The following is a 23,908-nucleotide window of genomic DNA, read 5'->3' on the forward strand; positions in this document are numbered from 1 at the left end:
AGATCCAGTTTCAGACGGCAGACAGGAAACCCAGGATGAGCAGAGCCTGGTCCAGTGTCATCAGCGACGGCGGATTGCCCGCATCGATATTGTCGACAACTCCCAGATCTGGCCGTATCACCCGCACGCGGTCAATGGCCTGCCTGTCGATGAAATGGCTGTCACGGCCGTACATCAGCAGAATGTGGGCGTCGGTCTTTGCCGCGATCGGAAAAAGATCATATTCGCGTCCGGTCATGGCTCCGAAATTTCCAGTCGTGGCCGGATCGTAGGCCAACCGGAAACCATCCTGACTGGCCGCGATCCTGTTCTCGACATAGCGGTTAAATACCGCTTGCTCGACCGGACCCATGACGGCCCTGGTGGCGCTCAGATAATCCTTCGCCGCCGCGCGGGTCTCGAACGCAAGCGTACTTTCCTTCATGACTTCGTCTCTCATCGCGTCGACCTTCGGTCCGCCGAGCATTGGCACGTCGTTGAGAACGATCTTCGCGGCCTTGGAGCGCGTCATGTGCAGAAACAGAAGTAAGATCGTGCCGCCCCACGAAGTACCGATGAAGTGGTTCTCCGTACCAGCGAACTCACCGAGTGCACGCAGGCATTTGGAGTAGACGTTGATGTCGTATCCTGAACCCAGATAGGCGCTGCGCCCGCGTCCCAACAGGTCCGGGCAGATCACCATGAAGCCGTTACGGCACAGGAAAGCGGCAAGGTAGTCAAAGTCGGCCCCGTTGCCGGTGAAGCCGTGCAGGCAGAAGACTGTCGCACGCGGTGTGCCGGCAGGCCGCCAGATGCGCACGAACATTGCGGCATAGCGGTCATCCAGCCGGATGAGTATCTCTTGCGTCAGCGCCTCGGCGGATTCGACCGATTGCATCAGACGTCGCGCTTGCGGACAGCTCGCTTGACCGAGCCGCGGTTGTCGATGAAGTCGCGTTTCCAGAATACTGATTTGTCGAGGTTGATGAGTTTGGCTTTTTTGATCAGCGGCAGGATATGGGACGAGGATCGCGTCGCCAGCACCGTCACCGCTGTAGCATCGCCATCGGGGAAGGGATTAAGCGGCCCGCCATTTATCGCCCAGGCCTCGGCTATCTCGCGGCTGGTCTGGATCCAACCGACATAAGCGACGATGGCATCGTCGATCGAGCCGATCATGTGCGTCTGCTGATCCAGCTGGTAACGAAGCGTCTTCACCATCAGGCCGAACTCGTAGCCGTCGAAAGGCGGATAGTGCGCAACGAAGTTGCAGACAAGTCCGAGCGAAAGCGGATTGCTGGGAATACGGGAAAACAGAAGATTGCTCATGCCTAGATTGTTGACCCCGCCCACCCCAGATCATAACGATCAATCCGTACTCGCCACGAAACACGAAAACAATCGGTATCAACGGACTGCGGCGACTGACTGTGTCGCGTATCCAAACCGAATGTCGCGCGCTCGGAACGCATCCAGATTGTCAAGCCAAACAAGTTTTGCCGAGGGCGGAGCAGGAGAAAAAGAATGGCCGAAGACAGTCCCTTCACCGTCGACGCGGATTGGTTGCAGAAGCGTCTCGGCGAGCCGGGCCTGACGATCGTCGATGCATCCTGGTATTTGCCGGCGCAGAAGCGCGACGCGCGCGCCGAATATGAGGCGGCGCACATTCCTGGTGCACGGTTCCTCGATCAGGACGCGATCTCGGACCCGGATTCGCCGCTGCCGCACACGCTGCCGTCGCCGCAGCATTTCGCGCAATATGTCGGCGCGATGGGCATATCGGCCGACGACACCATCGTCATCTATGACGGTCCGGGTTTTTTCTCCGCGCCGCGAGGGTGGTGGATGTTCAGGGTGATGGGCGTCTTCCAGGTCTATATTCTGGATGGCGGTTTCGACCGCTGGAAAGCAGAAGGTCGGCCGGTGACGGCCGAGCCGACGAAAATGGCGCCAAACGTGTTTCATGCCGATTTCGATGCCGCACGTGTCGCCAGCCTTGCCGACATGCGCCGTATCGTCGAGACGAAAGAAAGCCAGATCGCCGACGCTCGCGGAGCGGGCCGCTTTACTGGCGCGGAGCCCGAGCCTCGCGCCGGCATCCGTTCCGGTCATATGCCGGGTGCGCGCAACGTGCCGGCGTCGGCGCTTTCCGAAAATGGCGAGTTTCTGTCCAAGGACCGGTTGCGCAAGGTGGTTGAGGACGCCGGCATCGACCTGTCGAAGCCTGTCGTCACCTCTTGCGGGTCAGGTATCACGGCCGCGGTGATCACTCTGGCGCTGGAAACGCTTGGCCATACGGACAACAGGCTCTACGACGGCTCATGGACGGAATGGGGCGGGCTCGGCGATACGCCCGTGGTGACGGGCAAGGAATGAATGTGATGGAAAACGGCGCGCTGGACGACATAGAGGTGACGGTGACGTTTCTCGAAATGCATGTGCCGCCGGCCTATTCGCCGCCGGTGCCCTATAACAGGCAGATCGCGCTGTTGAAGACCAAGGACATTCCGCTGCATTTCTATCGCTATCTGATGGATCGGGTGGGGCGCAAATGGCACTGGGTCAACGTGCTCAGGCTGGACGATGACGAGCTCGCGGCCGGCATCCATCGCGAGGACCGCGACATCAGGGTGCTTTATGTCGACGGTGCACCGGCCGGTTTCTTCGACCTCAAGCCGCATTTGCCGGAGGAAGTCGAGCTCGCCTATTTCGGCATGATGGAACACGCGACCGGGCAAGGCATTGGCCGCTGGTTCCTGGGCGCGGCGATCGCCGCCGCCTGGTCGCACGGGCCGAAGCGGGTGACGGTGCAAACCTGTACGCTGGATCATCCGGCAGCGTTGCCGCTCTACCAGAAACTCGGCTTTGCGCCGGTGGCGCAAAAGAAGGAAGTGGTGCATCCGCTGCCTTTCCTGGAGCGCTCGGCCAGCGTCATGCGACCTTGAAGGAAGGATCGGGACGATGGCGATACGGGTGGTGATGGCCGGCGCAACGGGCTGGGTGGGCAAGGCACTGGTGCCGGCGATCGCGGCGCAAGGCGACATGCTTTTGGCGGGCGCGGTTTCGCGTAGCGGCGCCGGGCAGGATGCCGGCATGCTGGTTGGTGTGCCAGTCAACGGTGTGATCGTTTCCGCTTCGCTGGCGCAAGCGCTGGAAGCGCCGTCCGACACGCTGGTCGACTACACCAAGCCGGATGTGGTGAAAGGTCATGCGCTGCTGGCCATCGAAAAGGGACGCCATGTGGTGATCGGCACGTCGGGACTGGGGGCTGCCGACTATGCCGAGATCGATGCCGCGGCGCGAGCCAATCGGGTTGGCGTGATCGCCGCCGGCAATTTCTCGATCACCGCCACGCTGATGAAGCGCTTTGCGCTGATGGCGGCGAAATACGTGCCGGATGTCGAGGTCATCGACTATGCCAGCGCCAGAAAGCCGGACGCACCGTCCGGCACCGCGCGCGAGCTGGCAGAGGCACTGGCCGAAATTCGCCAGGCATCGACCGCTCGGCCAATCGCCGAGGTCTCCGGTGTGCCGGGAACGCGCGGTGCTGCGGTCGGCGCGGGCGAGGGGGTGCAGGTGCATGCACTTCGGCTGCCTTCCTACATCCTGTCTTGCGAGGCGCTGTTTGGCCTGCCCGACGAGCGGCTGACCATCCGCCACGACGCCGGCTCATCGGCTGCTCCTTACGTGGCCGGCACGCTGCTTGCGATCAGGCGGGTGCAAGAGATCACCGGACTGGTGCGAGGGCTCGACGCGTTGATGGACTGATGCGCTTGGCAGGAATCGGGTGGGAAGCGCAGCAGTGGGAGCATAATTTCCGGTCAACGAACACCGGAGGTTTCGCCATGTCCATCCAGTTCAAAGCCTTGCCGACCGAAGATGTGAGGGCCTTCCAGCACGGTGCGGCCGATGCCTATGGCCGCACGCCAGAGCGGCAGATATCCGATGGTGATGGCGTGCCTTGCCGGCATTGCCTGAAGAACGTCGCTGCCGGCGCGCCCTATCTCGTTCTGGCCTACCGGCCGTTCCCGGCGTTGCAGCCCTATGCCGAGACCGGGCCGATCTTCCTGCATGCGCAGGAATGCGAACGCGCCGTCGAGGCTGACACGCTTCCCGAAATGCTCGAGAGCAGCGACTACATCGTGCGTGGCTATGGCAGTGATGACCGCATCGTCTATGGCAGCGGCGGCGTCATTCCGACAGATGCCATTGCGGCGCGGGCGGAAACCTTGTTCGAACGCGACGACATTGCCTATGTCCATGTCCGCTCGGCGCGCAACAATTGCTATCAGTGCCGTATCGAGCGTGGCTGAAGGCACGAAAAAAAATGCCCGCCGATAGACTGGCGGGCAGTTGGGAAAAAATAGTCGCGACAGAAGCTGCGGCCGAAGCCGCCGGCAAAGCCTGGTATTCGCCAGCGTTTGGGAGGCGGCTCGAGCCGACAGGGAACGGCACTTGTGTAGGCATGGTTCTTGAGCTCTGAATGTGAAGCACTTCACACAGAGCCTATTTGGTCATGGCGGCGAAGCGAAAGGCCGGTGAGGGCTGTCGTACTCCCGTCGCATAGAACCGCTAGAAGGTAGTCGTCGATCGATTGCCGACCGCGGATGAACCGGCGGCACATCTCGACATCGAGGAAGCGGGGCTTTGGCTCCGCTTTTTTGTTGCGCGCTTTTTGCGGTCAAGAAAAAGCCCGCCGGAACGAACCGGCGGGCGAGACGGGAGGAAGCTCTTGCTTGCGCGTCAGGCGGCCAGGACCGCCTTGGGTTCGACCAACTCGTAGCCGAGCGCTTCGGCGACTGCGCGGTTGGTGATCTTGCCCCTGTGGACGTTGAGACCGTTGCGCAGATGGTGATCGTCGATCATCGCCTTCAGGCCCTTGTCGGCGAGCTGCAGGCCGTAATGCAACGTCGCGTTGTTGAGCGCATGCGCGGAGGTGACCGGCACGGCGCCCGGCATGTTGGCGACGCAGTAGTGGATGACGCCGTCGACTTCGTAGGTCGGATCGGCATGCGTGGTGGCATGCGAGGTCTCAAAACAGCCACCCTGGTCGATGGCGACGTCGACCAGCACCGCGCCCTTCTTCATGCCGGACAGCATTTCGCGCGAAACGAGTTTCGGCGCGGCAGCACCCGGGATCAGCACGGCGCCGACGATGATGTCGGCCGAAAAGCACTCTTCCTCGAGCGCCTCGACGGTCGAATAGCGGGTGTGGACGCGGCCGGCGAAGAGGTCGTCGAGCTGGCGCAGGCGCGGGATCGAGCGGTCGATGATGGTGACGTCGGCGCCAAGGCCGGCCGCCATGCGGGCAGCATGCAGGCCGACGACGCCGCCGCCGAGCACGGTGACCTTGCCGGGCAACACGCCGGGCACGCCGCCGAGCAATACGCCGCGGCCGCCATTGGCCTTCTGCAGCGCGGTGGCGCCGGCCTGGATCGACAGGCGGCCGGCAACTTCCGACATCGGCGCCAGCAACGGCAGGCCGCCTCGGTCGTCAGTGACGGTCTCGTAGGCGATTGCCGTGACGCCGGAGGCCAGCAGGCCCTTGGTCTGCTCCGGATCCGGAGCGAGATGGAGATAGGTGTAGAGTATCTGGCCGTCACGCAGCTGCACCCATTCGTTTGGCTGCGGCTCCTTCACCTTGACGATCATGTCGGACTTGGCAAACACGTCTGCCGCCGTCTTGGCGATGGTGGCGCCGGCGGCGCGGTAGGCGTTGTCATCGGCGCCGATACCGGCACCGGCGCCAGTCTCGACCAGTACTTCATGGCCGTGTGCGACATATTCGCGGACCGAGCCTGGCGTCAGGCCAACGCGGTATTCGTGGTTCTTGATTTCCCGGGGGCAGCCGACGCGCATCTTTTTATCTCCTGATCCGGCCCTTTGGGCTCGTTCCCTGTTGTTTTCGTGCATGTCGTTGTCCCAAAACCGCTGCACACTTTTGGGCGACATGCATTGAGAGCAGTGAACCACGAATCGTTCCGAAAGTGCTTGCGAATGCGCTTGCGTGGGAGGGGTGTTTTCGATAATTGTTGCGCAAAATGGCCGAATGATCGCAGGAATCACGAAAAATGCCGCTCGACAGGATTGATATCGCCATTCTTGAGACTTTGCAGAAGGATGGCCGGATCCCCAATGCAGCCCTTGCCGAGAAGGTCGGCCTGTCGCAGTCGGCCTGTTCGCGGCGGCTGGACAATCTGGAGAAATCCGGAACCATCCGCGGCTATCACGCCCGGCTTTCCAATGCCGCCCTTGGGCACCAGATGACAGCGATCGTGCATATATCGCTGTCGGGGCAGTTCGAGAAGACGCTGTCGGATTTCGAGGCGGCAATCAAGCGTTGTCCCAACGTGCTGTCGTGCCATCTGATGTCGGGCGAATACGACTATATCCTGCGCATCGCGGCCAAGGACCTCGTCGACTATGAGCGCATCCACAAGGAGTGGCTGTCGGCGATGCCGCATGTGACGAAGATCAATTCGTCATTCGCCTTGCGTGAGATCGTCGATCGCACGGCGATGGGCATGAAGCCGGAAATGGCTTAGCGCCAAAGGCACACCCGGACGTCCTTCCCTAGATAACATGCGCCTTCGCGGCGAAGTGCCTCCCAACGTTCGTCACCGTGAGTTTCGGAAATGTCCGAGTTCGCATAGCCGCTCCAAACATCACCTTCCTTGTAGACAACCGCCCAGTAATCTTCGGACCTTTCACCAGCCCCACTATGCGTATCGGGATAGTCGATACCTGCAAAAACTTGCCGAGGCCCCTGGATATTAAAATCTCCGCCCGTCTCGATTTGATAGGAGCATTTTCCGGATATGCGGGTCTGACCGTCAACAACAAGCAGGCAGCGGCCCCATTTATAGCCGCTCGGCAAACGATGCCGTGGTTGCGCATGCGAAGGCGAAAAGCAAAACGCTATTGCAAGGGCAGCCGCTATAGTTCGTCCGATCATATTAACATCCGTTGTGAAGCAGCCGATCTAATGAGCGACCGGACACTGTTGGATCCGCCCACAGCGCATGTCGAAACGGCCCCCCGCAGCATGGTCCGCTCAAAGATTATTTATCGCCCAAGTCGGATTTTTGTCACGTGACATTTGCGCTTAGGCCTCGGTGACGATCCGATCCATCGGGATGTCGTGCGGCTGCGGATAGATGGTCGCGATGCGCTGCAGTTCGTAGCCGATGCCGATGACCAGCGGCTTGAACGGCATCGCGGCCAGCGTGCGATCGAAGAAGCCGCCGCCATAGCCCAGTCGGTAGTGACCGGGATCGATGCCGACGATCGGCGAAATGACGATATCGGGCAACACCGGGTCGCCTTGCGCCGGGATCGGGATGTTCCAGACGCCCTTTTCCAGCCGGTCGCCGGGCACGTAGGCGCGAAAGACTAGCGGTTGGCCTTTCTCGATGACCACAGGCAGCGCGGTGCGGCCGCCACGTTCGTTGATGGAAGCCATCCAGGGCCGCAGGTCCGGCTCGCCGCGAAATGGCCAATAGAGGCTGACCATGCGGCCGGCGATGTCGCCGATGACGGCGTCAAGACCTTCGGCTATGCGCTGCGACATGGCCGCCCGCGCGTCGGCGGAAACGGCGAGACGGGCCGCGATCAGCCGCTCGCGCTCGGCTTTGCGCCAGCGTTTCACGTCGGTCCAGTCGGTCAAGGGCATCCGAAACTCCGGATCGAATTCATGCATGAAGCAGGGTGGCGAAGCGTACTGCGCCGGACCTTCGTCGTCATGATCGTTGGCCATGCTTCATCCTCGGCATCCTGTTTCGGCAACGCTATACCCCGGCCTTGGTGTGCGGCATGTGCGTTCACGACATCGAACGGCGACTCCGGGCAGTCGTTCCAGGTCCGGATATTGTTGCGGCGCACAAAAATACCTAGATCAAGCTTGATGATCTTGCTCTCCTGAGGTGAATGAGATGAACGAAGCCAGCCATCATGTCGTCGTTGTCGGCGCAGGTTTCGGCGGTCTCGAATTCACCCGTGCGCTTGCTGGCGCGCCGGTGCGCATCACCATGATCGACAAGCGCAACCATCACCTGTTCCAGCCGCTGCTCTACCAGGTGGCGACGACGGCGCTGGCGACCTCGGAGGTCGCCTGGCCGATCCGGCACCTGTTGCGCAAGCGCAAGGACGTGACAACGCTGCTCGCCAATGTCAGTGGCGTCGACCGCGCCGGCAAGCGCGTGCTGCTCGATGACGGCAGTGCCGTCGCCTACGACACGCTGGTGCTTGCCACCGGAGCCCGCCACGCCTATTTCGGCCATGACGAATGGGAGCCTTTCGCGCCGGGGCTAAAGACGCTGGAGGACGCCACCACCATTCGGCGACGCATTCTGCTGGCGTTCGAGCAGGCCGAGCGCGAAACCGACCCTGCCAAACGCCAAGCGCTTCTGACCATTGCGATTGTCGGTGGCGGGCCGACCGGTGTGGAGCTTGCCGGCACCATCATCGAACTGGCGCATGACACGCTACGCGGCGAATTCCGCAACATCGATACGCGGCAAACGCGCGTGGTGCTGATCGAGGCTGGTGACCGCATCCTTGCCAATTTCGCGCCAAAACTCTCCGACTACGCTGGAAAGGCGCTCGAGCGGCTGGGCGTGACGATCGAGCTCGGCCGGGCCGTGACGCGCTGCGACGCCGAAGGCGTGGTCTTTGGTGACAGGCAACTGGCGGCCCGAACGATCCTCTGGGCAGCCGGCGTTGCCGCTTCGCCCGCCGCTGAATGGCTTGGAGCGAAGGCAGACCGGGCGGGCAGGGTGCTCGTCGAGCCTGACCTCAGCGTGCCCGGCAGCCCGGAGATTTTTGTCATCGGCGACGCCGCCCTCGTACTGCGGTCCGATGGACGGCCGGTACCCGGTGTGGCGCCTTCCGCCAAGCAGGAGGGCCGGCATGTTGCGGCTACCATCAAGGCCAGGCTTGACGGTGACAGGACCGCGCGTCCTTTCCACTACAGCCATGCCGGCGATCTGGCGACGATCGGCAAACGCGCCGCCGCGATCGATTTCGGCTGGATCAAGCTCACCGGCTGGCTCGCCTGGTGGCTGTGGGGAATTGCGCACATCTATTTTCTGATCGGTTTCCGCAACCGGCTCGCGGTCTCGTTAAGCTGGCTATGGATCTATCTGACGGGCCAGCGCAGCGCGCGGCTGATCACGCAGGGCAATGACGACAGGGGCTGACGTTTCGCTCCGGGAGGGTGTTTCATCCGCCCGTCACCTTTTCCTGATCAATTGACTTCGCGGTGGACATGGCCGGATTTCGGCGCGAAGCTTCTGCTTCGGGGTCTGGGCTTGTCACTTGTCGAAGTAGGAAGAAACAATGCCCCAACTGCTCCACCCCGTGTCCCGCCGCGGCTTTCTCGCCGGCGCCACTGCTGCAGGCGCGCTGATCATGCTCCACCCGTTCTCCGCTCGCGCGCAAGCCAACCAGGCGCATCTCAGGATCATGGAAACGACCGACATCCATGTGAATGTGCTGCCTTACGATTACTACGCCGACAAACCAAACGACACGATGGGGCTGTCGCGGACGGCGTCGCTGATTGCGGCGGTGCGCAAGGAAGCCACCAACGCGATGCTGATCGACAATGGCGACCTTCTGCAAGGCAATCCGATGGGCGACTACATCGCCTATGAAAAGGGGATGAAGGACGGCGACCTGCATCCGATCATGAAGGGCATGAACCTGCTCGGCTATGAATGCTCGACGCTCGGCAACCACGAGTTCAACTACGGCCTGTCGTTTCTGGATAAGGTGTTGGCCGGCGCCAATTTCCCGTTCGTCTGTGCAAACCTGATCCGCGGCACCGAGCTTGCGGCGAACCCGCGCGACGACAGGCTCTACCTCAAGCCCTATGTCATCCTCGACAAGAAGATCAAGGACGGGTCGGGCGCCGAGCAGCCGATCAAAATAGGCATCATCGGCTTCGTGCCGCCGCAGGTCATGGTGTGGGACCTGAAGAACCTGGAGGGCAACGTCAAGACGCGCGACATCGTCGAAGCGGCCAAGGCCTGGGTGCCTGAGATGAAGGAGGCGGGCGCCGACATCGTCATTGCGCTCTCGCATTCCGGCATCGACATCAAGCAGGGCGACATGATGGAGAACGCCTCGTTCTTCGTCGCCGGCGTCGAGGGCATCGACGCGGTCTTCACCGGCCACCAGCATCTGGTCTTCCCCGGCAAGAAGGACTTTCAGTCGCTCGAGGCCGTCGATACGCAAAAGGGCACGCTGCAAGGCAAGCCTGCCGCCATGGGCGGCTTCTGGGGCTCGCATATGGGCCTGATTGACCTGATGCTGGAGCGCGACGGCTCGAAATGGAAGGTCGTTTCGGCGACCTCCGAGGCGCGGCCGATCTACGAGCGGATCGACAAGGCGAACAAGCCGACGGTCGAAGACGACAAGCGCATTGTCGATGTTTTGAAAAAAGACCACGAGGCGACGCTTGCCTATGTGCGCCGGCCCGTCGGCAAGACTTCGGCGCCGCTCTATTCCTATTTTGCGCTGGTCGCCGACGATCCGTCGGTGCAGATCGTCAGCCAGGCGCAGACCTGGTATCTCAAGGACATCCTTAGGAATACGCAGTGGAAGGATGTGCCGCTGCTTTCGGCGGCGGCTCCCTTCAAGGCGGGCGGCCGCAATGGGGCCGACTACTATACCGACGTGCCGGTGGGCGACATCGCGATCAAAAATGTCGCCGACCTCTATCTCTATCCGAACACGGTGCGCGCCGTCGAAATCACCGGCGCCCAGGTCAAGGAATGGCTGGAAATGTCGGCCGGTATCTTCAACCGAATCGAGCCTGGCAAAGCGGACCAGGCGCTCATCAACACCGATTTCCCGTCCTACAATTTCGACGTCATCGATGGCGTCAGTTACAGGATCGACCTGTCACAGGCACCCAAATACGATGCCAAGGGCGGGCTGGCGAATGCTGGCTCAAACCGCATCGTCGACCTGATGTTCGACGGAAAACCAATCGATCCCGCAGGGAAATTTGTCGTCGCCACCAACAATTACCGCGCCGGTGGCGGCGGCAATTTCCCTGACATCAATGCCTCGAAGATCATCTATGAGGCGCCCGACACCAACCGTGATGTGATCGTCCGCTACATCATCAGCGAGGGCACCATCAATCCGTCGGCGGACGGCAACTGGTCGTTTGCGCCATTGCCAGGAGCCAGTGTCGTGTTCGAGACCGGCGCCAAGGCCAAGGATTTCATCGCGCAGGTGACGTCGCTGAAGATCGAACCGGCGGGCGAGGGCGAAGCGGGGTTTGCGAAGTACCGCATCATCCTCTGAAAATAGGTCTCGCGACACTTGCGCAAAGGGGCGAGGCGGCGCAGGCCGCCTTGCCGGGATTTCGTTGAGGCTGCCCTTACGCCTTGTAGACCACCTGACGGACGTCGATGTAGCTCGCCCTGAAGCCGGCTTCGCAATAGTGCAGGTAGAACTCCCAGAGTTTCTTGAAGCGGTCGTCGAAACCGAGCGGAACGATCTTTTCCCAGGACGCCCAGAAGCGCTGGCGCCATTCGGCGAGCGTGCGCGCATAGTCGTCGGGGAACACGCGCTCGCGCAGATGGGCAAGGCCGTGATCTGCGCCGAGCGATTTCAGGATCGACGGCGTCGGCAGCATGCCGCCGGGGAAAACATAGCGCTGGATGAAATCCGGTCGGGCGCGGTAGGTGTCGTAGGCGGCTTCGTTGATGGTGATGATCTGCAGGCCGGCAGTGCCGCCGGGCCTGAGACAAGCCTTCATCTTGGCGAAGAACACCGGCCAGTATTTTTCGCCGACCGCCTCGAACATCTCGATCGAGGCGATGCGGTCATAGGTGCCGGTCTCGTCGCGATAGTCCTGCAGCTTGATGTCGACCTTGTCGGCAAGGCCTGCCTTCTGGATGCGGGCCTTGGCGAAATCGTGCTGTTCGCGGCTGATCGTCAATCCTGTCACCCGGCAGCCGATTTCGCGCGCGGCAAATTCGGCAAAGCCGCCCCAGCCGCAGCCGATCTCCAGCACATGATCCTTTTTGCCGATGCCGGTATCCTTGGCCAGCGCGCGATATTTGGCGGCCTGAGCGCTTTCCAGATCGTTGGCGCCGGTCGCATAAAGCGCCGACGAATAGGTCATGCTTGGGTCGAGCCATTCCTTATAGAAGGCGTTGCCAAGATCGTAATGCGCCGAAATGTTGCGTTGCGAGCCGGTGCGGGTGTTTTCGTTGAACCAGTGGCGGATGCGCTGGACGGTGTTGATGAGCCAGCTGGCGCCGCCCGCGACACGTTCGCCGATGGCCGAGTTGATGACGAAAAGTTCCAGGAAACTGGTGACGTCAGGGCTCTCCCAGTCGCCATCCATGTAGGATTCGGCAACGCCGATGGTGCCGCCGGTAAAGGCGCGGCCAGGCAAGCGCCAGTTCTTGAGCACCAGTTCGGCGTCCGGACCGGGACCTTTGCCGCCGACGAGAACGGCGCGACCGTCTGGCATTCTCACCTTGAGCGAGCCGCGCGGCAGGTTCATCGCCGCCGACAGCACCATGCGCGCCTTGGCCGGCAGGCCTTTGACGATCTCGGCGAAATTGAATTCGTCGAGCTTGACCGCATCGCTCAACGCCATGCCGCCCAATGCTGCGCCCTTGTGTTCCTTGTATGCCATTTCACGTCCCTGCACTTCTGCGGGGCCGGCACAAAATCCACCGGCTTCCACACCCTCTCGCAGTTCATTCGCCAGGTTCGGCCTCCGCCGCCTGATCCCGGGTTGCTGGCCGGTTCGGGAGCGGGCGGGCTCGAACGAAAACGCGCGCCCTTTTGACCAGAGCTTCAGCGCTTCCCAGTGAATTCCCGCCACAATCTTCCACGTCATTAACGGGAACTTCAAGAGGCAAGCTGCGAGCCGGGCTGTGCCAAGCGGTTGGGCCTGGCCGGCAAAGGTCGCCGACAGCAGCGCTTCGCCCCTTTCCGCCTGTGGAATGCCAGGCGCTGGCCGGCGTTGAAAATCGCTATGGCAGCCGCCGCCACCATGCGATAGTTTTAGCCATGCGTTATGTTATCGTCATCTCCGCCATCACCTTCTTCCTGATCTGGGACGGCCTCTACAATCAGGGCCGCTATCTCGACACCACAGTCAGGGAGATGTCGCGCGTCGTGCGCTATGTCACCGGCGTGGTCTAGTTTTTCACTCGACAGCTCGCTTTTTGAGGTCGCCGGGCGCGACATCGTTGCCCGTTGACGCGACGGTTTTGTTGACACAAAACACGCGGCAAACCGATCGAGGAGGGCTGGGTTGATCCGGCACATCGTTTTCTTCAGCGCGCGACGCACAGAGGATGTCGAAGCCGTGCGTACGGGCTTGATGGCGCTGGGCAACATCCCGCATTCCAGCCTCTTCGAAGTGACGCTCAACACCAAGGTCGATCCGCTTTCGGACGCGATCGACGTGGTTGTCTATGCCGAGTTCAGGGATGACGCGGCCCTTGCCGCCTACAAGGCCCACCCGCTCTATGCCGAGACGACCAGCAAGGTCAAACCACTGCGTGAATTGCGTTATTCGGCCGATGTGGTGTCGGCGGCCTGACTGAGCGCCTGCCTTTGCCGACGCCCCGCGAAATAGCCGGGCAGCACGCCAAGTCCTCCGGGCAGGTTGCCGGCCTTGCGCCAGGCTCTCATCTCCGCCAGGGCAATGCCGAAATGACCCTGAGCCACCGCCTTCACGACACCGCGAACCGTCAGGTAGCTGAGAATGGAGCGGTAGGCGGCCGTCTGATAATCCGGGCAGCGGGCGACAAAATCATCCAGCCCTTCGATGTAACCGGCATGAGCGCGCGACATCGAGTTGGCTTCCCGGTATTTCAGGACATCGGCCGCATTGCCGAAGGCGATGCGATGCTGCTTGCTTAGCCTTATCAGGAACTCGCGGTCCTGATGGCGATTGAGATCCGGATCGTATCCGCCGACCGATGCAAAGGCGGTCCGGCGGACGGTGACGGTCGAGTTGGTCAGGGGGATGCAATGGCAGAACAAGAGCTGCCGTAGCCGTTCTCCGTCGGGTGTGCGGCCCGGCATTTTATGCAGACGTCGATATTCATCCGCAAYGTCGCTGAAGCCGTCGATGGTGCAGGCGATGTCGGGATTGGCATCGAAGAAGGCGATCAGCCTGTCCATGCGTCCGGGGACGAAGGCATCGTCGGAATCGAGAAAGGCAATGAGCGGCGCGCTGCTCAGCGCAGCCCCTTGGTTGCGCGCCCGGTTGGCGCCGCCCGGGACCGGTAGGCGCCGCCAGGCCAGGCGCGGATCATCGAGCGAAGCCAGATAGCTTTCGGTGCCGTCCAGCGAACCGTCGTCGACGACGATCAGTTCGATGTCCGCCCTGGGACTGGACAGAACCGACGCCAGCGTGCGGGGCAGGCTTTCCCGCCGATCCCTCGCCGGAACCACGACGGCCAGCCGGGGCCTCGGGAAGCCCTCGGCTGCGGTGGGAAAGGAGGTTGGCAACACTGTCACAGGGCAAACTCATACATGCTTGTGCGGGTGCAGCCAAACCCGGCCTTGAACGCCTCATCACCGATGGTGAAATCGAACATCGTACCGCCCTCGGCGGCCCAGGCCGTCATGACGCGGTCGAGCGCGACACGGCCTGGAGAAAATCGGGCATAGGCGACGTAGTCGCAGGCAAGCAAAATGTAGCAAAAGCGCGCGCCGTCGATCAGGCCGAAGACGATGGCGACGGTGCCATTGCGGGAGGCGAGGCGCCAGGTGCGCGCCAGCCCGGAACGGGCGCCGACCGCGTTGGCAATCACCGTCACCCGACCACGATCCAGTCCCATCTCGGTGTCCGCGTTCCTGCCATATCCGTCCGTCAGCGCGACGACCCGGTCGGCGGACCGCAAGGCTGCCCGTTCCAGCCAGCGGGTGAGGTCATAGGGTTTGCCCTTGAGCCGCAATTCTTCCTGAAACCCCGACCACAGCGGTGTGTTCATCCCCCGCGCGGGGGATGCCCTACGTCAAATCCCTTGGCGGCAGAAGCGAAAATCAGGGCCATTTCTGGGAGTAATAGCGCCGTCGCCGGCGGCCGGGATTGCGATCAAGTCTTGAACCGGTTTGCGGAATGATGCACATCGCGCCTGCATGATCCGAACCATAGAAGCCGGCCCGCTCGATCATCTGGTGCTGCCTACGCAGAGCCTCGATGTGGCGCGAGCCCGGCTCACCTCGCTCGGCTTCGTCGTTGCGCCGACCGGCATCCATCCTTTCGGGACGGAAAACTGCTGTGTTTTCCTCGCCGATGGCACCTATCTCGAACCGCTCGCGGTCGGCAATGAACAGGCAGCGGTGAAGGCCATTGCCGGGGGCAACGTCTTTGTCACCCGCGATCGTCTCTATCGCGAAAATTGCGGCAATGACGGGATTTCCGCCATTGTTCTGGGCACCGCCAATGCCGACGCGGACCACGCGCGCTTTGTCGACGCGGGCCTGTCGGCTGGCGACGAGCTGAGCTTTTCGCGGGTCTTCACCGATACCTCGGGAAAAAGCGAAACGGCATCGTTCAAACTGGCCTTCGCAGCTGGCAGCAAGGCGACGGATGCCTTCCTGTTCGCCTGCGAGCGGATCAATGCGCCGAAGATCGACCGCGCCGCGCTGCAAGCCCACGCCAATGGCGTGACCGGCATCGTCGAAATCGTGGCGGTCAGCGAGGCTCCTTCGCAACAACGCCGCTTGATTTCGATCGCAGCGGGCACCGAGGCGGGAAGCGACACGGCCTTTGAGCTGTCGAATGCGACCTTGACTGTGGTCGAGCCGGCAGATTTTGCGGCGCGCTTCGGCATTTCGGCCGGCGCGCCGTCAGAACTGCGCTTTGCTGCAATCGTCTACTCGGTCCGCAATGTCGGCGTCGTTGCAAAGCTGCTTGCAGCCGGCGCCATCGCACACGACATACGCGGCAATCAGATTGTCGTGCCGCCGGCGCCCGGACAGGGCGCGGTTTTCGTTTTCCGGGAGATCAAATGAGCAAGCCAAATTCGTCCGTAAGTGCCGGCAAGGTCGTCTTCGACAACACCGCGCCGCTGTCGCTGATCGCCGGGCCGTGCCAGCTCGAATCGCGCCAGCATGCTTTCGACATGGCCGGTGCGCTGAAGGAACTGACCGAGAAGCTTGGCATCGGGCTTGTCTACAAGACCAGCTACGACAAGGCCAACCGGACGTCACTTGGCGGGACGCGCGGTGCCGGGCTCGAGGCGGCATTGCCGGTCTTCGATGAATTGCGGAAAGCGTTTTCGCTGCCGATCCTGACCGACGTTCACACCGAGGAGCAGTGTGCAATCGTCGCGCCGCATGTCGACATTTTGCAGATACCGGCCTTTCTCAGTCGCCAGACCGACCTGCTGATCGCGGCGGCGAGGACCGGCAAGGTGGTCAATGTGAAGAAGGGCCAGTTCTTGGCGCCCTGGGACATGAAGAATGTCGTCGCCAAGGTCACCGATTCCGGCAATGCCAATGTACTGGTCACCGAGCGGGGCGCGTCCTTCGGCTACAACACGCTGGTGTCGGACATGCGCGCGCTGCCGATCATGGCCGAGATCGGCGCGCCGGTGATTTTCGATGCCACCCATTCTGTGCAGCAGCCCGGCGGGCAGGGCGGTTCCACCGGCGGTGATCGGCGTTTTGTCGAGACTCTGGCGCGGGCGGCGGTGGCGGTCGGCGTCGCCGGCGTCTTCATCGAAACCCATCAGGATCCAGACAACGCCCCTTCCGACGGCCCCAACATGGTGCCGCTGAAGGATCTTCCCGTGCTGCTTGAAAGGCTGATGGCGTTCGACCGCGTGGCCAAAGCGCGCTAAGCCATCAGTCGTCGTCGTCCTCGCCTTGCCTTCTCATGGTGACCGCGAAGACCGCATAGTAGTCCACGCCAGGCATCGGTGCTGTGACGGTCAGAATCCAGCGCACATTGCCATGCTGGTGTTCGAAAATCGGCGGTCCCACCGACGGCAGTGCGTCGGCCGGGATGGCAAAGGCGAAAGGAATGCCGGCGCTCGATTGCACCGAACCGCGCGGCACAACGATCTTGTCCTGCCACTTGAGTTCGTCCTTGTAGGTGGATTTGGTCCCGGCCGTCGCATTCACGATCGGTCCCCCGACGCGATAGGTGCGGATGCATCGGAGCAGCACGGTGTAGTCTCCGGCGGGATCCAGGTCGCGGCTCGAGCGAATCAGCCCTTCGAAGCGCGTTCCCGGGTTGGCGGGGCCGGCCTGCAGCGTGGTGGTGCCGAATTTGCGAACGCGCAGCGTGTCGCGGATCGCCCTCAGCAACGCGTAAAAACCGATGACGGCGAATACGACCGGAACGAAGACGAGCGGATTGAATGCGCGGTCAGTGACGTCGAAATTGAGCGGCAGCTCGAAATACCAGGGCAGCAGGACCGCGATCAGGCCCATGGCGCCGGCAAAGAAATAACCGCTGGAAGCGTTGGCGGCATTGGCGTCGACCACCGGCGCTGGCAGTTCCGCGACAGTCTCACGCCTATCGGGCTGTTCGGTCATTGCCACCCCCCATGAAACGATCGGACAATGCCACGCAGGGCTACAGGGTGACAATGGCCGCCGGGGCTGTCCGGCTTGTGGTCGGCAAAAGCCGGCTGTACGCTTGCCCCGTAAAATAAGCGTCTTGGCAGGAGGAAGCCCATGTCTGTCGCCCGCGTCACCGAGATCACGTCGTCATCCAAGAAAAGCTTTCAGGACGCCATCGAGAAGGGAATTGCGCGCGCCTCGAAGACCTTGAAAAACGTCGAAGGCGCCTGGATCCAGGACCAGAAGATCGTCGTCGAGGATGGCAAGATCGCCGCTTACCGCGTCAACATGAAGGTCACGTTCATCCTCGCGGAATGAGCGCCTGCCAACTCCTTGTTCGAGCATGATCTTTTCCGAAAACCGGCCACCACTTTTCGGGATCATGCTCTAAAAAAGTCGGGAACTTTCGCCCGCGCCCCTCATTGTCAAAGTACGATCAACGACAAAGAGGAGCATCGTCATGACCACCCAGACAGGACACACCGAAGCTATCGCCGCTTCGCGGGTCATCGGCACGTCGGTCTACAACACCGAAGGCAAGAGCATTGGCGCTATCGAGGACATCATGCTCGACAAGACGTCGAACGGCATCATGTTCGCGGTGATCGGCTTTGGCGGTTTTCTCGGCATCGGCGAGAAATACCATCCCATTCCGTGGGCGAGTCTCGACTATGACGAGGACAAGGGCGGCTATGTCGTACCCTTCTCCAAGGATCAGCTGAAGGCAGCTCCCGCCTATTCGATCAACGAACTCGCTGGGGCCGACGGCGAGACCGCGCGTGACGCCTCCTATGACTACTACAAGGTCACGCCTTACTGGCATTGAGCGGTTGGACTGACCGAAAGCCGGAATCGAAAAGGCCCCCGGTTTGAACCGGGGGCCTTTCTCTGTGCGGGGAACTCTACTCAGCCGCCCGAAGGGTTGATAGCTGCATGGCGCCCTGCGGCGACTGCTGATTGTCGCACGACGTCAGGAATGCCGCCGCGATCAGGAACAAACTCACGATACCGCTCAACTGGGACATGGCGAAACTCCTCCTGTTTCGCCCCGCGCAGCTGCGAGCTTAGACCACAAACCAGCCTGCCATGCATGACTTATGATGACAGCGATTTGCGCTTCGTGAATCGGTCGAGCAAACGTGACGGCAATATTTGCGAGTGCCCGATTGCGTTTTGCGGTGCTTTGGATAAGAGGGGCGCGACGCTTTCAATCGATCAATCGGGGACATCGCAATGACCGCCATCATCGACATTGTCGGGCGTGAAATCCTGGATAGCCGTGGTAATCCGACCGTCGAGGTCGACGTCGTGCTCGAAGACGGCTCGATGGGCCGTGCGGCTGTACCGTCGGGCGCCTCCACCGGCGCGCATGAAGCCGTTGAACTTCGCGACGGCGGCGCCCGCTATCTCGGCAAGGGTGTGCTGAGGGCTGTCGAGGCGGTCAATGGCGAGCTGTTCGAGGCGATCGGCGGCATGGAAGCCGAAAACCAGATCCATATTGACCAGACGATGATCGAGCTCGACGGTACGCCTAACAAGAGCCGGCTCGGCGCCAACGCCATTCTCGGCGTTTCGCTGGCGGTGGCCAAGGCGGCGGCGGTAGCCTCCGGCCTGCCGCTGTATCGCTATGTCGGCGGTGCCAAGGCGCATATCCTGCCGGTGCCGATGATGAACATCATCAATGGCGGCGCGCATGCCGACAATCCGATCGACTTCCAGGAATTCATGATCATGCCGATCGGCGCGCCGACGCTGCGCGAGGGTGTGCGCTGGGGATCGGAGATCTTCCATACGCTGCGCAAGAAGCTGAAGGATGCCGGCCACAACACCAATGTCGGCGACGAAGGCGGCTTTGCTCCCAATCTGAAGAGCGCGCCGGTGGCGCTCGATTTCATCATGGAATCGATCGAAAAGGCCGGCTTCAAGCCGGGCGAGGAAATCGCGCTCGGCCTCGACTGCGCCGCGACCGAGTTCTTCAAGGACGGCAATTACGTCTATGAAGGCGAAAAGAAGAGCCGCGATCCGAAGGCGCAGGCCAAGTACCTGGCCAAGCTCGCCGCCGACTATCCGATCATCTCGATCGAGGACGGGCTGGCCGAGGACGATTGGGAAGGCTGGAAATACCTGACCGACCTGATCGGCAAGAAGACCCAGCTGGTCGGCGACGATTTGTTCGTCACCAACACGGCGCGGCTTCGCGACGGCATCCGCATGGGTGTCGCCAATTCGATTCTGGTCAAGGTCAACCAGATCGGCTCGCTGACCGAGACGCTCGACGCCGTCGAGACCGCGCACAAGGCCGGCTACACTGCTGTCATGTCGCATCGTTCGGGCGAAACCGAGGATTCGACCATCGCCGATCTCGCCGTCGCCACCAATTGCGGGCAGATCAAGACCGGTTCGCTGTCGCGCTCCGACCGCATGGCCAAGTACAACCAGCTCATTCGCATCGAGGAAGAGCTCGGCAAGCAGGCGCGCTATGCCGGCAAGTCGGTTGTGAAAAGCTGATCCCTGGAAATAGCAGGAATGACGAGGGCGGGAACATTCCCGCCCTTTTTCGTTTCTGCCCCCACCAAATTCCTCCGTCCGTAACCGTCCATTAAGCACAATCGGGCGAGATGGGGCGGCAGAGGATTGGGATGATGTGGACACGCCAGCACAAGCAGAGAAACACCGGCCGTCTGATCATCCCCTCGCTCTGCGTGGCGTTCCTGGCCTATTTCGGCTTCCATGCCTATCATGGCGAGTTCGGCATCTACTCCAAATACCAGCTGGAAGCGCAGACCGTCGAACTGCAGGGCAAGCTCGACGCCATCAAGGCGCGCCGGGTCGATCTGGAGCGGCGCGTGCAGCTGATGCATGAGGGAACGCTGGAGAAAGACATGCTCGACGAGCAGGCGCGCAAGGCGCTCAATCTGTCCCAGGCCGACGAAATCACCATCATGTTGCCGGCTTCCTCGAAATAACTCGATTCCAGTTAATCGCCGTTATATCAAATGATTTTAATTGCTTAGACGCATGACAGCCATGCATTTTTCTGCATGGCGAAACGCTTTCTCGCGTGTTAGCTTCACTCAAATCGGTGGGGAGAACTGATCTCCCCCGGAGCAGATTTCATTGTGCTCCAGTGTCCACAAAGAGACGCCAACAGGGAGTGATGCATGGCCACCGCCGCCAGAAAAGCGCCTGCCAAATCCACAAAAACCTCGGGGCTTTCCGCCCCCAAGCCCGCTGATTTCAGCAAGGACGAGGAGCTTGCCGCCTACCGGCACATGCTGCTCATCCGCCGCTTCGAGGAAAAGGCCGGCCAGCTTTACGGCATGGGCTTCATCGGCGGCTTCTGCCACCTCTATATCGGCCAGGAAGCGGTCGTCACCGGCATGAAGATGGCGCTGATCGACGGCGACCAGATGATCACCGCCTATCGCGACCACGGCCATATGCTGGCGATGGAACTGTCGCCACGCGGCGTCATGGCCGAGCTGACCGGGCGCCGTGGCGGCCTGTCGCGCGGCAAGGGCGGCTCCATGCACATGTTCTCCAAGGAGAAGCATTTTTACGGCGGCCACGGCATTGTCGGCGCACAGGTGTCGCTCGGCACGGGCCTGGCCTTCGCCAACCGCTACCGCGACAACAACAATGTGTCGCTGACCTATTTCGGCGATGGCGCGGCCAACCAGGGCCAGGTCTATGAAAGCTTCAACATGGCCTCGCTGTGGAAGCTGCCGGTGATCTTCATCATCGAGAACAACCGCTACGCCATGGGTACCTCGGTGTCGCGCTCGTCGGCCGAGACCGATTTCTCGCATCGTGGCGCCTCGTTCAAGATTCCCGGCATCCAGGTCGACGGCATGGATGTACGCGCGGTCAAGGCCGCCGCCGACCTCGCCACCGAATGGTGTCGCGCCGGCAACGGCCCGCTGATCCTCGAGATGCAGACCTATCGCTATCGCGGCCACTCGATGTCCGACCCGGCAAAGTACCGCTCCAAGGAGGAAGTGCAGAAGATGCGCTCCGAGCATGACCCGATCGAGCAGGTCAAGGCGCGGCTGATCGACAAGAAGTGGGCCAGCGAGGACGACCTCAAGACCATCGACAAGGAGGTCCGCGACATCGTCGCCGACGCCGCCGAATTTGCCCAGAACGACGCAGAGCCGGATCCGTCCGAGCTCTGGACCGACATCGTATTGTAACGGGAGGGCAAGGACATGCCGATCGAAATTCTCATGCCCGCTCTCTCGCCGACCATGGAAGAGGGCAATCTTTCCAAGTGGTTGAAGAACGAAGGCGACAAGGTCGTCGCCGGCGACGTCATCGCCGAGATCGAGACCGACAAGGCGACGATGGAAGTCGAAGCCGTCGATGAAGGTACGATCGGCAAGATCATGGTTCCCGCCGGCACCGAAGGCGTCAAGGTCAACGCGGTGATCGCCATCTTGCTGCAGGAGGGCGAAAGTGCCGCCGATGCCGGCAAGTCTGCGGCGCCCGCCAAAGCGGAAGCCCCGGCAAAGGCGGAAGCCCCGGCCGCGGCTGAAGACACTGCTCCGGCCGCCAAAGCGGCTCCCGTTGCTGCCGCACCGAAAACAGAAGCTGCCGCCGATCCCGACATTCCGGCCGGCACCGAAATGGTCTCGACCACGGTGCGCGAGGCGTTGCGCGATGCAATGGCCGAGGAAATGCGCCGCGATGGCGACGTCTTCGTCATGGGCGAGGAGGTCGCGGAGTACCAGGGCGCCTACAAGATCACGCAAGGGCTGCTGCAGGAGTTCGGGCCACGCCGCGTCGTCGACACGCCGATCACCGAGCACGGCTTTGCCGGCGTTGGCGTCGGCGCTGCGATGGCAGGTCTCAGGCCGATCGTCGAATTCATGACCTTCAACTTCGCCATGCAGGCGATCGACCAGATCATCAACTCCGCCGCCAAGACGCTCTATATGTCCGGCGGCCAGATGGGCGCGCCGATCGTCTTCCGCGGACCGAACGGTGCTGCCGCCCGCGTCGCCGCCCAGCATTCGCAGTGCTACGCCGCCTGGTACAGCCATATCCCAGGGCTGAAGGTGGTGATGCCTTATACAGCGGCTGACGCCAAGGGCCTGCTGAAGGCTGCGATCCGCGACCCAAACCCGGTCATCTTCCTCGAGAACGAAATCCTCTACGGCCAGTCCTTCGATGTGCCGAAGATGGACGATTTCGTGCTGCCGATCGGCAAGGCGCGCATCCACAAGACCGGCAAGGACGTCACCATTGTCTCGTTCGGCATCGGCATGACCTATGCGATCAAGGCGGAAGCCGAATTGCGCGCCATGGGCATCGACGTCGAGATCATCGATCTCAGGACCATCCGCCCGCTCGATCTCGATACGATCATCGCTTCGGTGAAAAAGACCAATCGTCTGGTGGTGGTGGAAGAGGGCTATCCGCAGAGCTCGGTCGGCGACCATATCGCCAACCAGGTGTCGCAGCGCGCTTTCGATTTCCTCGATGCGCCGGTGATCACCATCGCCGGCAAGGATGTGCCGATGCCTTATGCGGCCAACCTCGAGAAGCTGGCCTTGCCCAATATTGGCGAGGTCGTCGAGGCGGTCAAAGCCGTCACGTATCGCTGAGCCGGTCGGGAGGACAAGAAGATGCCGATCAACATCACCATGCCGGCCCTATCGCCCACGATGGAAGAGGGCAATCTTTCCAAGTGGCTCGTGAAAGAGGGTGACAAGGTTTCGCCGGGCGACGTGATCGCCGAGATCGAGACCGACAAGGCGACGATGGAAGTCGAAGCCGTCGATGAGGGCATTGTCGCCAAGCTGGTCGTTCCGGCCGGCACCGAAGGCGTCAAGGTCAATGCGCTGATTGCCGTGCTTGCCGCTGAAGGCGAGGATGCGGGAGCGGCGGCGAAAAGCGGTGGCGCTGCTGCGCCAGCAAAGGCCGAAGCGCCGAAAGCTGAGGCTCCCAAGGCTGAAGCGCCGAAGCCGGAAGCCGCTGCGGCTGCGCTTGCGCCGGCCAAGGCCGCGGCGGCTTCGGCCGCCAACGGCCATGCAGGCGGTGAACGCTCCTTCGCCTCGCCACTGGCCCGTCGCATCGCCAAGGATGCCGGTGTCGATGTCTCGGCAGTGACGGGCTCCGGCCCGCATGGCCGCGTCGTCAAGGCCGATGTCGAGGCAGCGATTGCCGGTGGTGGCGCCAAGGCGGCTCCGGCTGCGAAAGCAGCGCCTGCTGGCGCTCCGGCTGCTGCGGCACCAGCACCGAAGGCAATGTCGGACGAGCAGGTGCTGAAACTGTTTGCCGAAGGCTCCTACGATCTCGTCCCACATGACAATATGCGCAAGACCATCGCGCGGCGGCTGGTCGAGGCCAAGACCACCAT

27 protein-coding genes and 1 pseudogene are annotated in these 23,908 nt (G+C 61.9%); 18 read left to right on the forward strand and 10 right to left on the reverse strand.

Going from position 1 to position 23,908, the window contains the following annotated elements; genetic code table 11:
• Positions 1-10: 10 nt before the first annotated feature.
• On the reverse strand, positions 11-877 hold the full coding sequence (locus tag AC1DVW_RS26920; RefSeq protein ID WP_477327143.1) for an alpha/beta hydrolase: 867 nt from the start codon (positions 875-877) through the stop codon (positions 11-13).
• Positions 877-1,332, reverse strand: coding sequence for a hypothetical protein (locus tag AC1DVW_RS26925; protein WP_477327145.1), 456 nt, complete (start codon positions 1,330-1,332; stop codon positions 877-879). Before AC1DVW_RS26925 ends, AC1DVW_RS26920 begins: the two co-directional genes overlap by 1 nt.
• Positions 1,333-1,503: 171 nt before the next feature.
• Between AC1DVW_RS26925 and sseA the strand changes: the two genes are divergently transcribed.
• The 4 genes from sseA to AC1DVW_RS26945 all read left to right on the forward strand — a co-directional run bounded on the left by sseA (position 1,504) and on the right by AC1DVW_RS26945 (position 4,292).
• On the forward strand, positions 1,504-2,355 hold the full coding sequence (gene sseA, locus AC1DVW_RS26930) for a 3-mercaptopyruvate sulfurtransferase (protein WP_477327147.1): 852 nt from the start codon (positions 1,504-1,506) through the stop codon (positions 2,353-2,355).
• Between the two features lie 5 nt (positions 2,356-2,360).
• Entirely contained in the window at positions 2,361-2,924 is a 564-nt protein-coding gene (locus AC1DVW_RS26935) for a GNAT family N-acetyltransferase (RefSeq protein WP_477246712.1), read from the forward strand.
• 16 nt (positions 2,925-2,940) lie between these two features.
• Positions 2,941-3,747 (forward strand): 4-hydroxy-tetrahydrodipicolinate reductase, encoded by an 807-nt coding sequence (gene dapB, locus AC1DVW_RS26940; protein ID WP_477327149.1) that lies wholly within the window; start codon positions 2,941-2,943, stop codon positions 3,745-3,747.
• A 77-nt stretch (positions 3,748-3,824) separates the two neighbouring features.
• The gene (locus tag AC1DVW_RS26945; protein ID WP_477246715.1) at positions 3,825-4,292 is read left to right on the forward strand and encodes a DUF1203 domain-containing protein; all 468 of its coding nucleotides are present in this window, start codon (positions 3,825-3,827) and stop codon (positions 4,290-4,292) included.
• A 430-nt stretch (positions 4,293-4,722) separates the two neighbouring features.
• Here the strand turns inward: AC1DVW_RS26945 and ald are convergent, their stop codons facing one another.
• Positions 4,723-5,838, reverse strand: coding sequence for an alanine dehydrogenase (gene ald, locus AC1DVW_RS26950; RefSeq protein ID WP_477276019.1), 1,116 nt, complete (start codon positions 5,836-5,838; stop codon positions 4,723-4,725).
• A 212-nt stretch (positions 5,839-6,050) separates the two neighbouring features.
• Here ald and AC1DVW_RS26955 point away from each other — a divergent pair, with 212 nt between their 5' ends.
• Positions 6,051-6,524 (forward strand): Lrp/AsnC family transcriptional regulator, encoded by a 474-nt coding sequence (locus tag AC1DVW_RS26955; protein WP_010909317.1) that lies wholly within the window; start codon positions 6,051-6,053, stop codon positions 6,522-6,524.
• 560 nt (positions 6,525-7,084) lie between these two features.
• On the opposite strand, the gene AC1DVW_RS26960 is transcribed toward AC1DVW_RS26955, so the two are convergent.
• The gene (locus AC1DVW_RS26960) at positions 7,085-7,735 is read right to left on the reverse strand and encodes a 5-formyltetrahydrofolate cyclo-ligase (protein WP_477276021.1); all 651 of its coding nucleotides are present in this window, start codon (positions 7,733-7,735) and stop codon (positions 7,085-7,087) included.
• A 175-nt stretch (positions 7,736-7,910) separates the two neighbouring features.
• On the opposite strand from AC1DVW_RS26960, the gene AC1DVW_RS26965 reads away from it, so the two are divergent.
• Both AC1DVW_RS26965 and AC1DVW_RS26970 read left to right on the forward strand, forming a co-directional pair.
• On the forward strand, positions 7,911-9,176 hold the full coding sequence (locus AC1DVW_RS26965) for an NAD(P)/FAD-dependent oxidoreductase (RefSeq protein WP_477246720.1): 1,266 nt from the start codon (positions 7,911-7,913) through the stop codon (positions 9,174-9,176).
• A 139-nt stretch (positions 9,177-9,315) separates the two neighbouring features.
• The gene (locus AC1DVW_RS26970) at positions 9,316-11,295 is read left to right on the forward strand and encodes a bifunctional 2',3'-cyclic-nucleotide 2'-phosphodiesterase/3'-nucleotidase (RefSeq protein ID WP_477246722.1); all 1,980 of its coding nucleotides are present in this window, start codon (positions 9,316-9,318) and stop codon (positions 11,293-11,295) included.
• Positions 11,296-11,371: 76 nt separating this feature from the next.
• Here the strand turns inward: AC1DVW_RS26970 and AC1DVW_RS26975 are convergent, their stop codons facing one another.
• Both AC1DVW_RS26975 and AC1DVW_RS26980 read right to left on the reverse strand, forming a co-directional pair.
• On the reverse strand, positions 11,372-12,643 hold the full coding sequence (locus AC1DVW_RS26975) for a class I SAM-dependent methyltransferase (RefSeq protein ID WP_477246724.1): 1,272 nt from the start codon (positions 12,641-12,643) through the stop codon (positions 11,372-11,374).
• Positions 12,644-12,829: 186 nt separating this feature from the next.
• Positions 12,830-12,958: pseudogene (locus AC1DVW_RS26980) on the reverse strand (DUF1365 domain-containing protein); the annotation flags it as partial.
• A gap of 65 nt (positions 12,959-13,023) precedes the next feature.
• Here AC1DVW_RS26980 and AC1DVW_RS26985 point away from each other — a divergent pair.
• Both AC1DVW_RS26985 and AC1DVW_RS26990 read left to right on the forward strand, forming a co-directional pair.
• The gene (locus AC1DVW_RS26985) at positions 13,024-13,158 is read left to right on the forward strand and encodes a hypothetical protein (protein ID WP_477246725.1); all 135 of its coding nucleotides are present in this window, start codon (positions 13,024-13,026) and stop codon (positions 13,156-13,158) included.
• A 112-nt stretch (positions 13,159-13,270) separates the two neighbouring features.
• Positions 13,271-13,561: a Dabb family protein gene (locus tag AC1DVW_RS26990; protein ID WP_477246726.1), complete on the forward strand. Its 291-nt coding sequence runs from the start codon at positions 13,271-13,273 to the stop codon at positions 13,559-13,561.
• Here AC1DVW_RS26990 and AC1DVW_RS26995 read toward each other — a convergent pair.
• Positions 13,531-14,487: a glycosyltransferase family 2 protein gene (locus tag AC1DVW_RS26995; RefSeq protein WP_477327151.1), complete on the reverse strand. Its 957-nt coding sequence runs from the start codon at positions 14,485-14,487 to the stop codon at positions 13,531-13,533. The two genes, AC1DVW_RS26990 and AC1DVW_RS26995, sit on opposite strands and share 31 nt — an antisense overlap.
• Complete coding sequence (locus AC1DVW_RS27000; RefSeq protein WP_477327153.1) at positions 14,484-14,963, reverse strand: glycosyltransferase; 480 nt, start codon at positions 14,961-14,963, stop codon at positions 14,484-14,486. Before AC1DVW_RS27000 ends, AC1DVW_RS26995 begins: the two co-directional genes overlap by 4 nt.
• A 148-nt stretch (positions 14,964-15,111) precedes the next feature.
• Between AC1DVW_RS27000 and AC1DVW_RS27005 the strand changes: the two genes are divergently transcribed.
• Together AC1DVW_RS27005 and kdsA are read left to right on the forward strand one after the other, a co-directional pair.
• Complete coding sequence (locus AC1DVW_RS27005; RefSeq protein ID WP_477327155.1) at positions 15,112-15,990, forward strand: VOC family protein; 879 nt, start codon at positions 15,112-15,114, stop codon at positions 15,988-15,990.
• On the forward strand, positions 15,987-16,820 hold the full coding sequence (gene kdsA / locus AC1DVW_RS27010) for a 3-deoxy-8-phosphooctulonate synthase (protein ID WP_477327156.1): 834 nt from the start codon (positions 15,987-15,989) through the stop codon (positions 16,818-16,820). The genes AC1DVW_RS27005 and kdsA overlap by 4 nt, the downstream gene beginning before the upstream one ends.
• 4 nt (positions 16,821-16,824) lie before the next feature.
• On the opposite strand, the gene AC1DVW_RS27015 is transcribed toward kdsA, so the two are convergent.
• On the reverse strand, positions 16,825-17,520 hold the full coding sequence (locus AC1DVW_RS27015; RefSeq protein ID WP_477327157.1) for a hypothetical protein: 696 nt from the start codon (positions 17,518-17,520) through the stop codon (positions 16,825-16,827).
• A gap of 141 nt (positions 17,521-17,661) precedes the next feature.
• Between AC1DVW_RS27015 and AC1DVW_RS27020 the strand changes: the two genes are divergently transcribed.
• Both AC1DVW_RS27020 and AC1DVW_RS27025 read left to right on the forward strand, forming a co-directional pair.
• Positions 17,662-17,865, forward strand: a complete 204-nt coding sequence (locus AC1DVW_RS27020) for a dodecin family protein (RefSeq protein WP_027045027.1) — start codon at positions 17,662-17,664, stop codon at positions 17,863-17,865.
• Between the two features lie 142 nt (positions 17,866-18,007).
• A complete protein-coding gene (locus AC1DVW_RS27025; protein ID WP_477327159.1) occupies positions 18,008-18,373 on the forward strand; it encodes a PRC-barrel domain-containing protein in 366 nt (121 codons plus the stop codon).
• A gap of 76 nt (positions 18,374-18,449) precedes the next feature.
• Here the strand turns inward: AC1DVW_RS27025 and AC1DVW_RS27030 are convergent, their stop codons facing one another.
• Positions 18,450-18,572, reverse strand: a complete 123-nt coding sequence (locus AC1DVW_RS27030) for a hypothetical protein (RefSeq protein ID WP_477246739.1) — start codon at positions 18,570-18,572, stop codon at positions 18,450-18,452.
• Between the two features lie 208 nt (positions 18,573-18,780).
• Between AC1DVW_RS27030 and eno the strand changes: the two genes are divergently transcribed.
• From eno to AC1DVW_RS27055, 5 genes are all read left to right on the forward strand, one after another.
• Positions 18,781-20,055: a phosphopyruvate hydratase gene (gene eno / locus AC1DVW_RS27035; RefSeq protein ID WP_477276041.1), complete on the forward strand. Its 1,275-nt coding sequence runs from the start codon at positions 18,781-18,783 to the stop codon at positions 20,053-20,055.
• A 134-nt stretch (positions 20,056-20,189) separates the two neighbouring features.
• The gene (locus AC1DVW_RS27040) at positions 20,190-20,513 is read left to right on the forward strand and encodes an FtsB family cell division protein (RefSeq protein ID WP_477246744.1); all 324 of its coding nucleotides are present in this window, start codon (positions 20,190-20,192) and stop codon (positions 20,511-20,513) included.
• A 195-nt stretch (positions 20,514-20,708) separates the two neighbouring features.
• Positions 20,709-21,740 carry a pyruvate dehydrogenase (acetyl-transferring) E1 component subunit alpha gene (pdhA, locus tag AC1DVW_RS27045; RefSeq protein ID WP_477246746.1) on the forward strand — a complete coding sequence of 344 codons (1,032 nt, stop codon included), beginning with the start codon at positions 20,709-20,711 and terminating at the stop codon, positions 21,738-21,740.
• Positions 21,741-21,755: 15 nt separating this feature from the next.
• Positions 21,756-23,153: a pyruvate dehydrogenase complex E1 component subunit beta gene (locus AC1DVW_RS27050; protein WP_477327161.1), complete on the forward strand. Its 1,398-nt coding sequence runs from the start codon at positions 21,756-21,758 to the stop codon at positions 23,151-23,153.
• Between the two features lie 21 nt (positions 23,154-23,174).
• Positions 23,175-23,908 (forward strand): biotin/lipoyl-containing protein (locus AC1DVW_RS27055; RefSeq protein WP_477327163.1); only part of this gene is annotated, 734 nt, incomplete at its 3' end.

Source organism: Mesorhizobium sp. P3_B5, assembly GCF_056402815.1.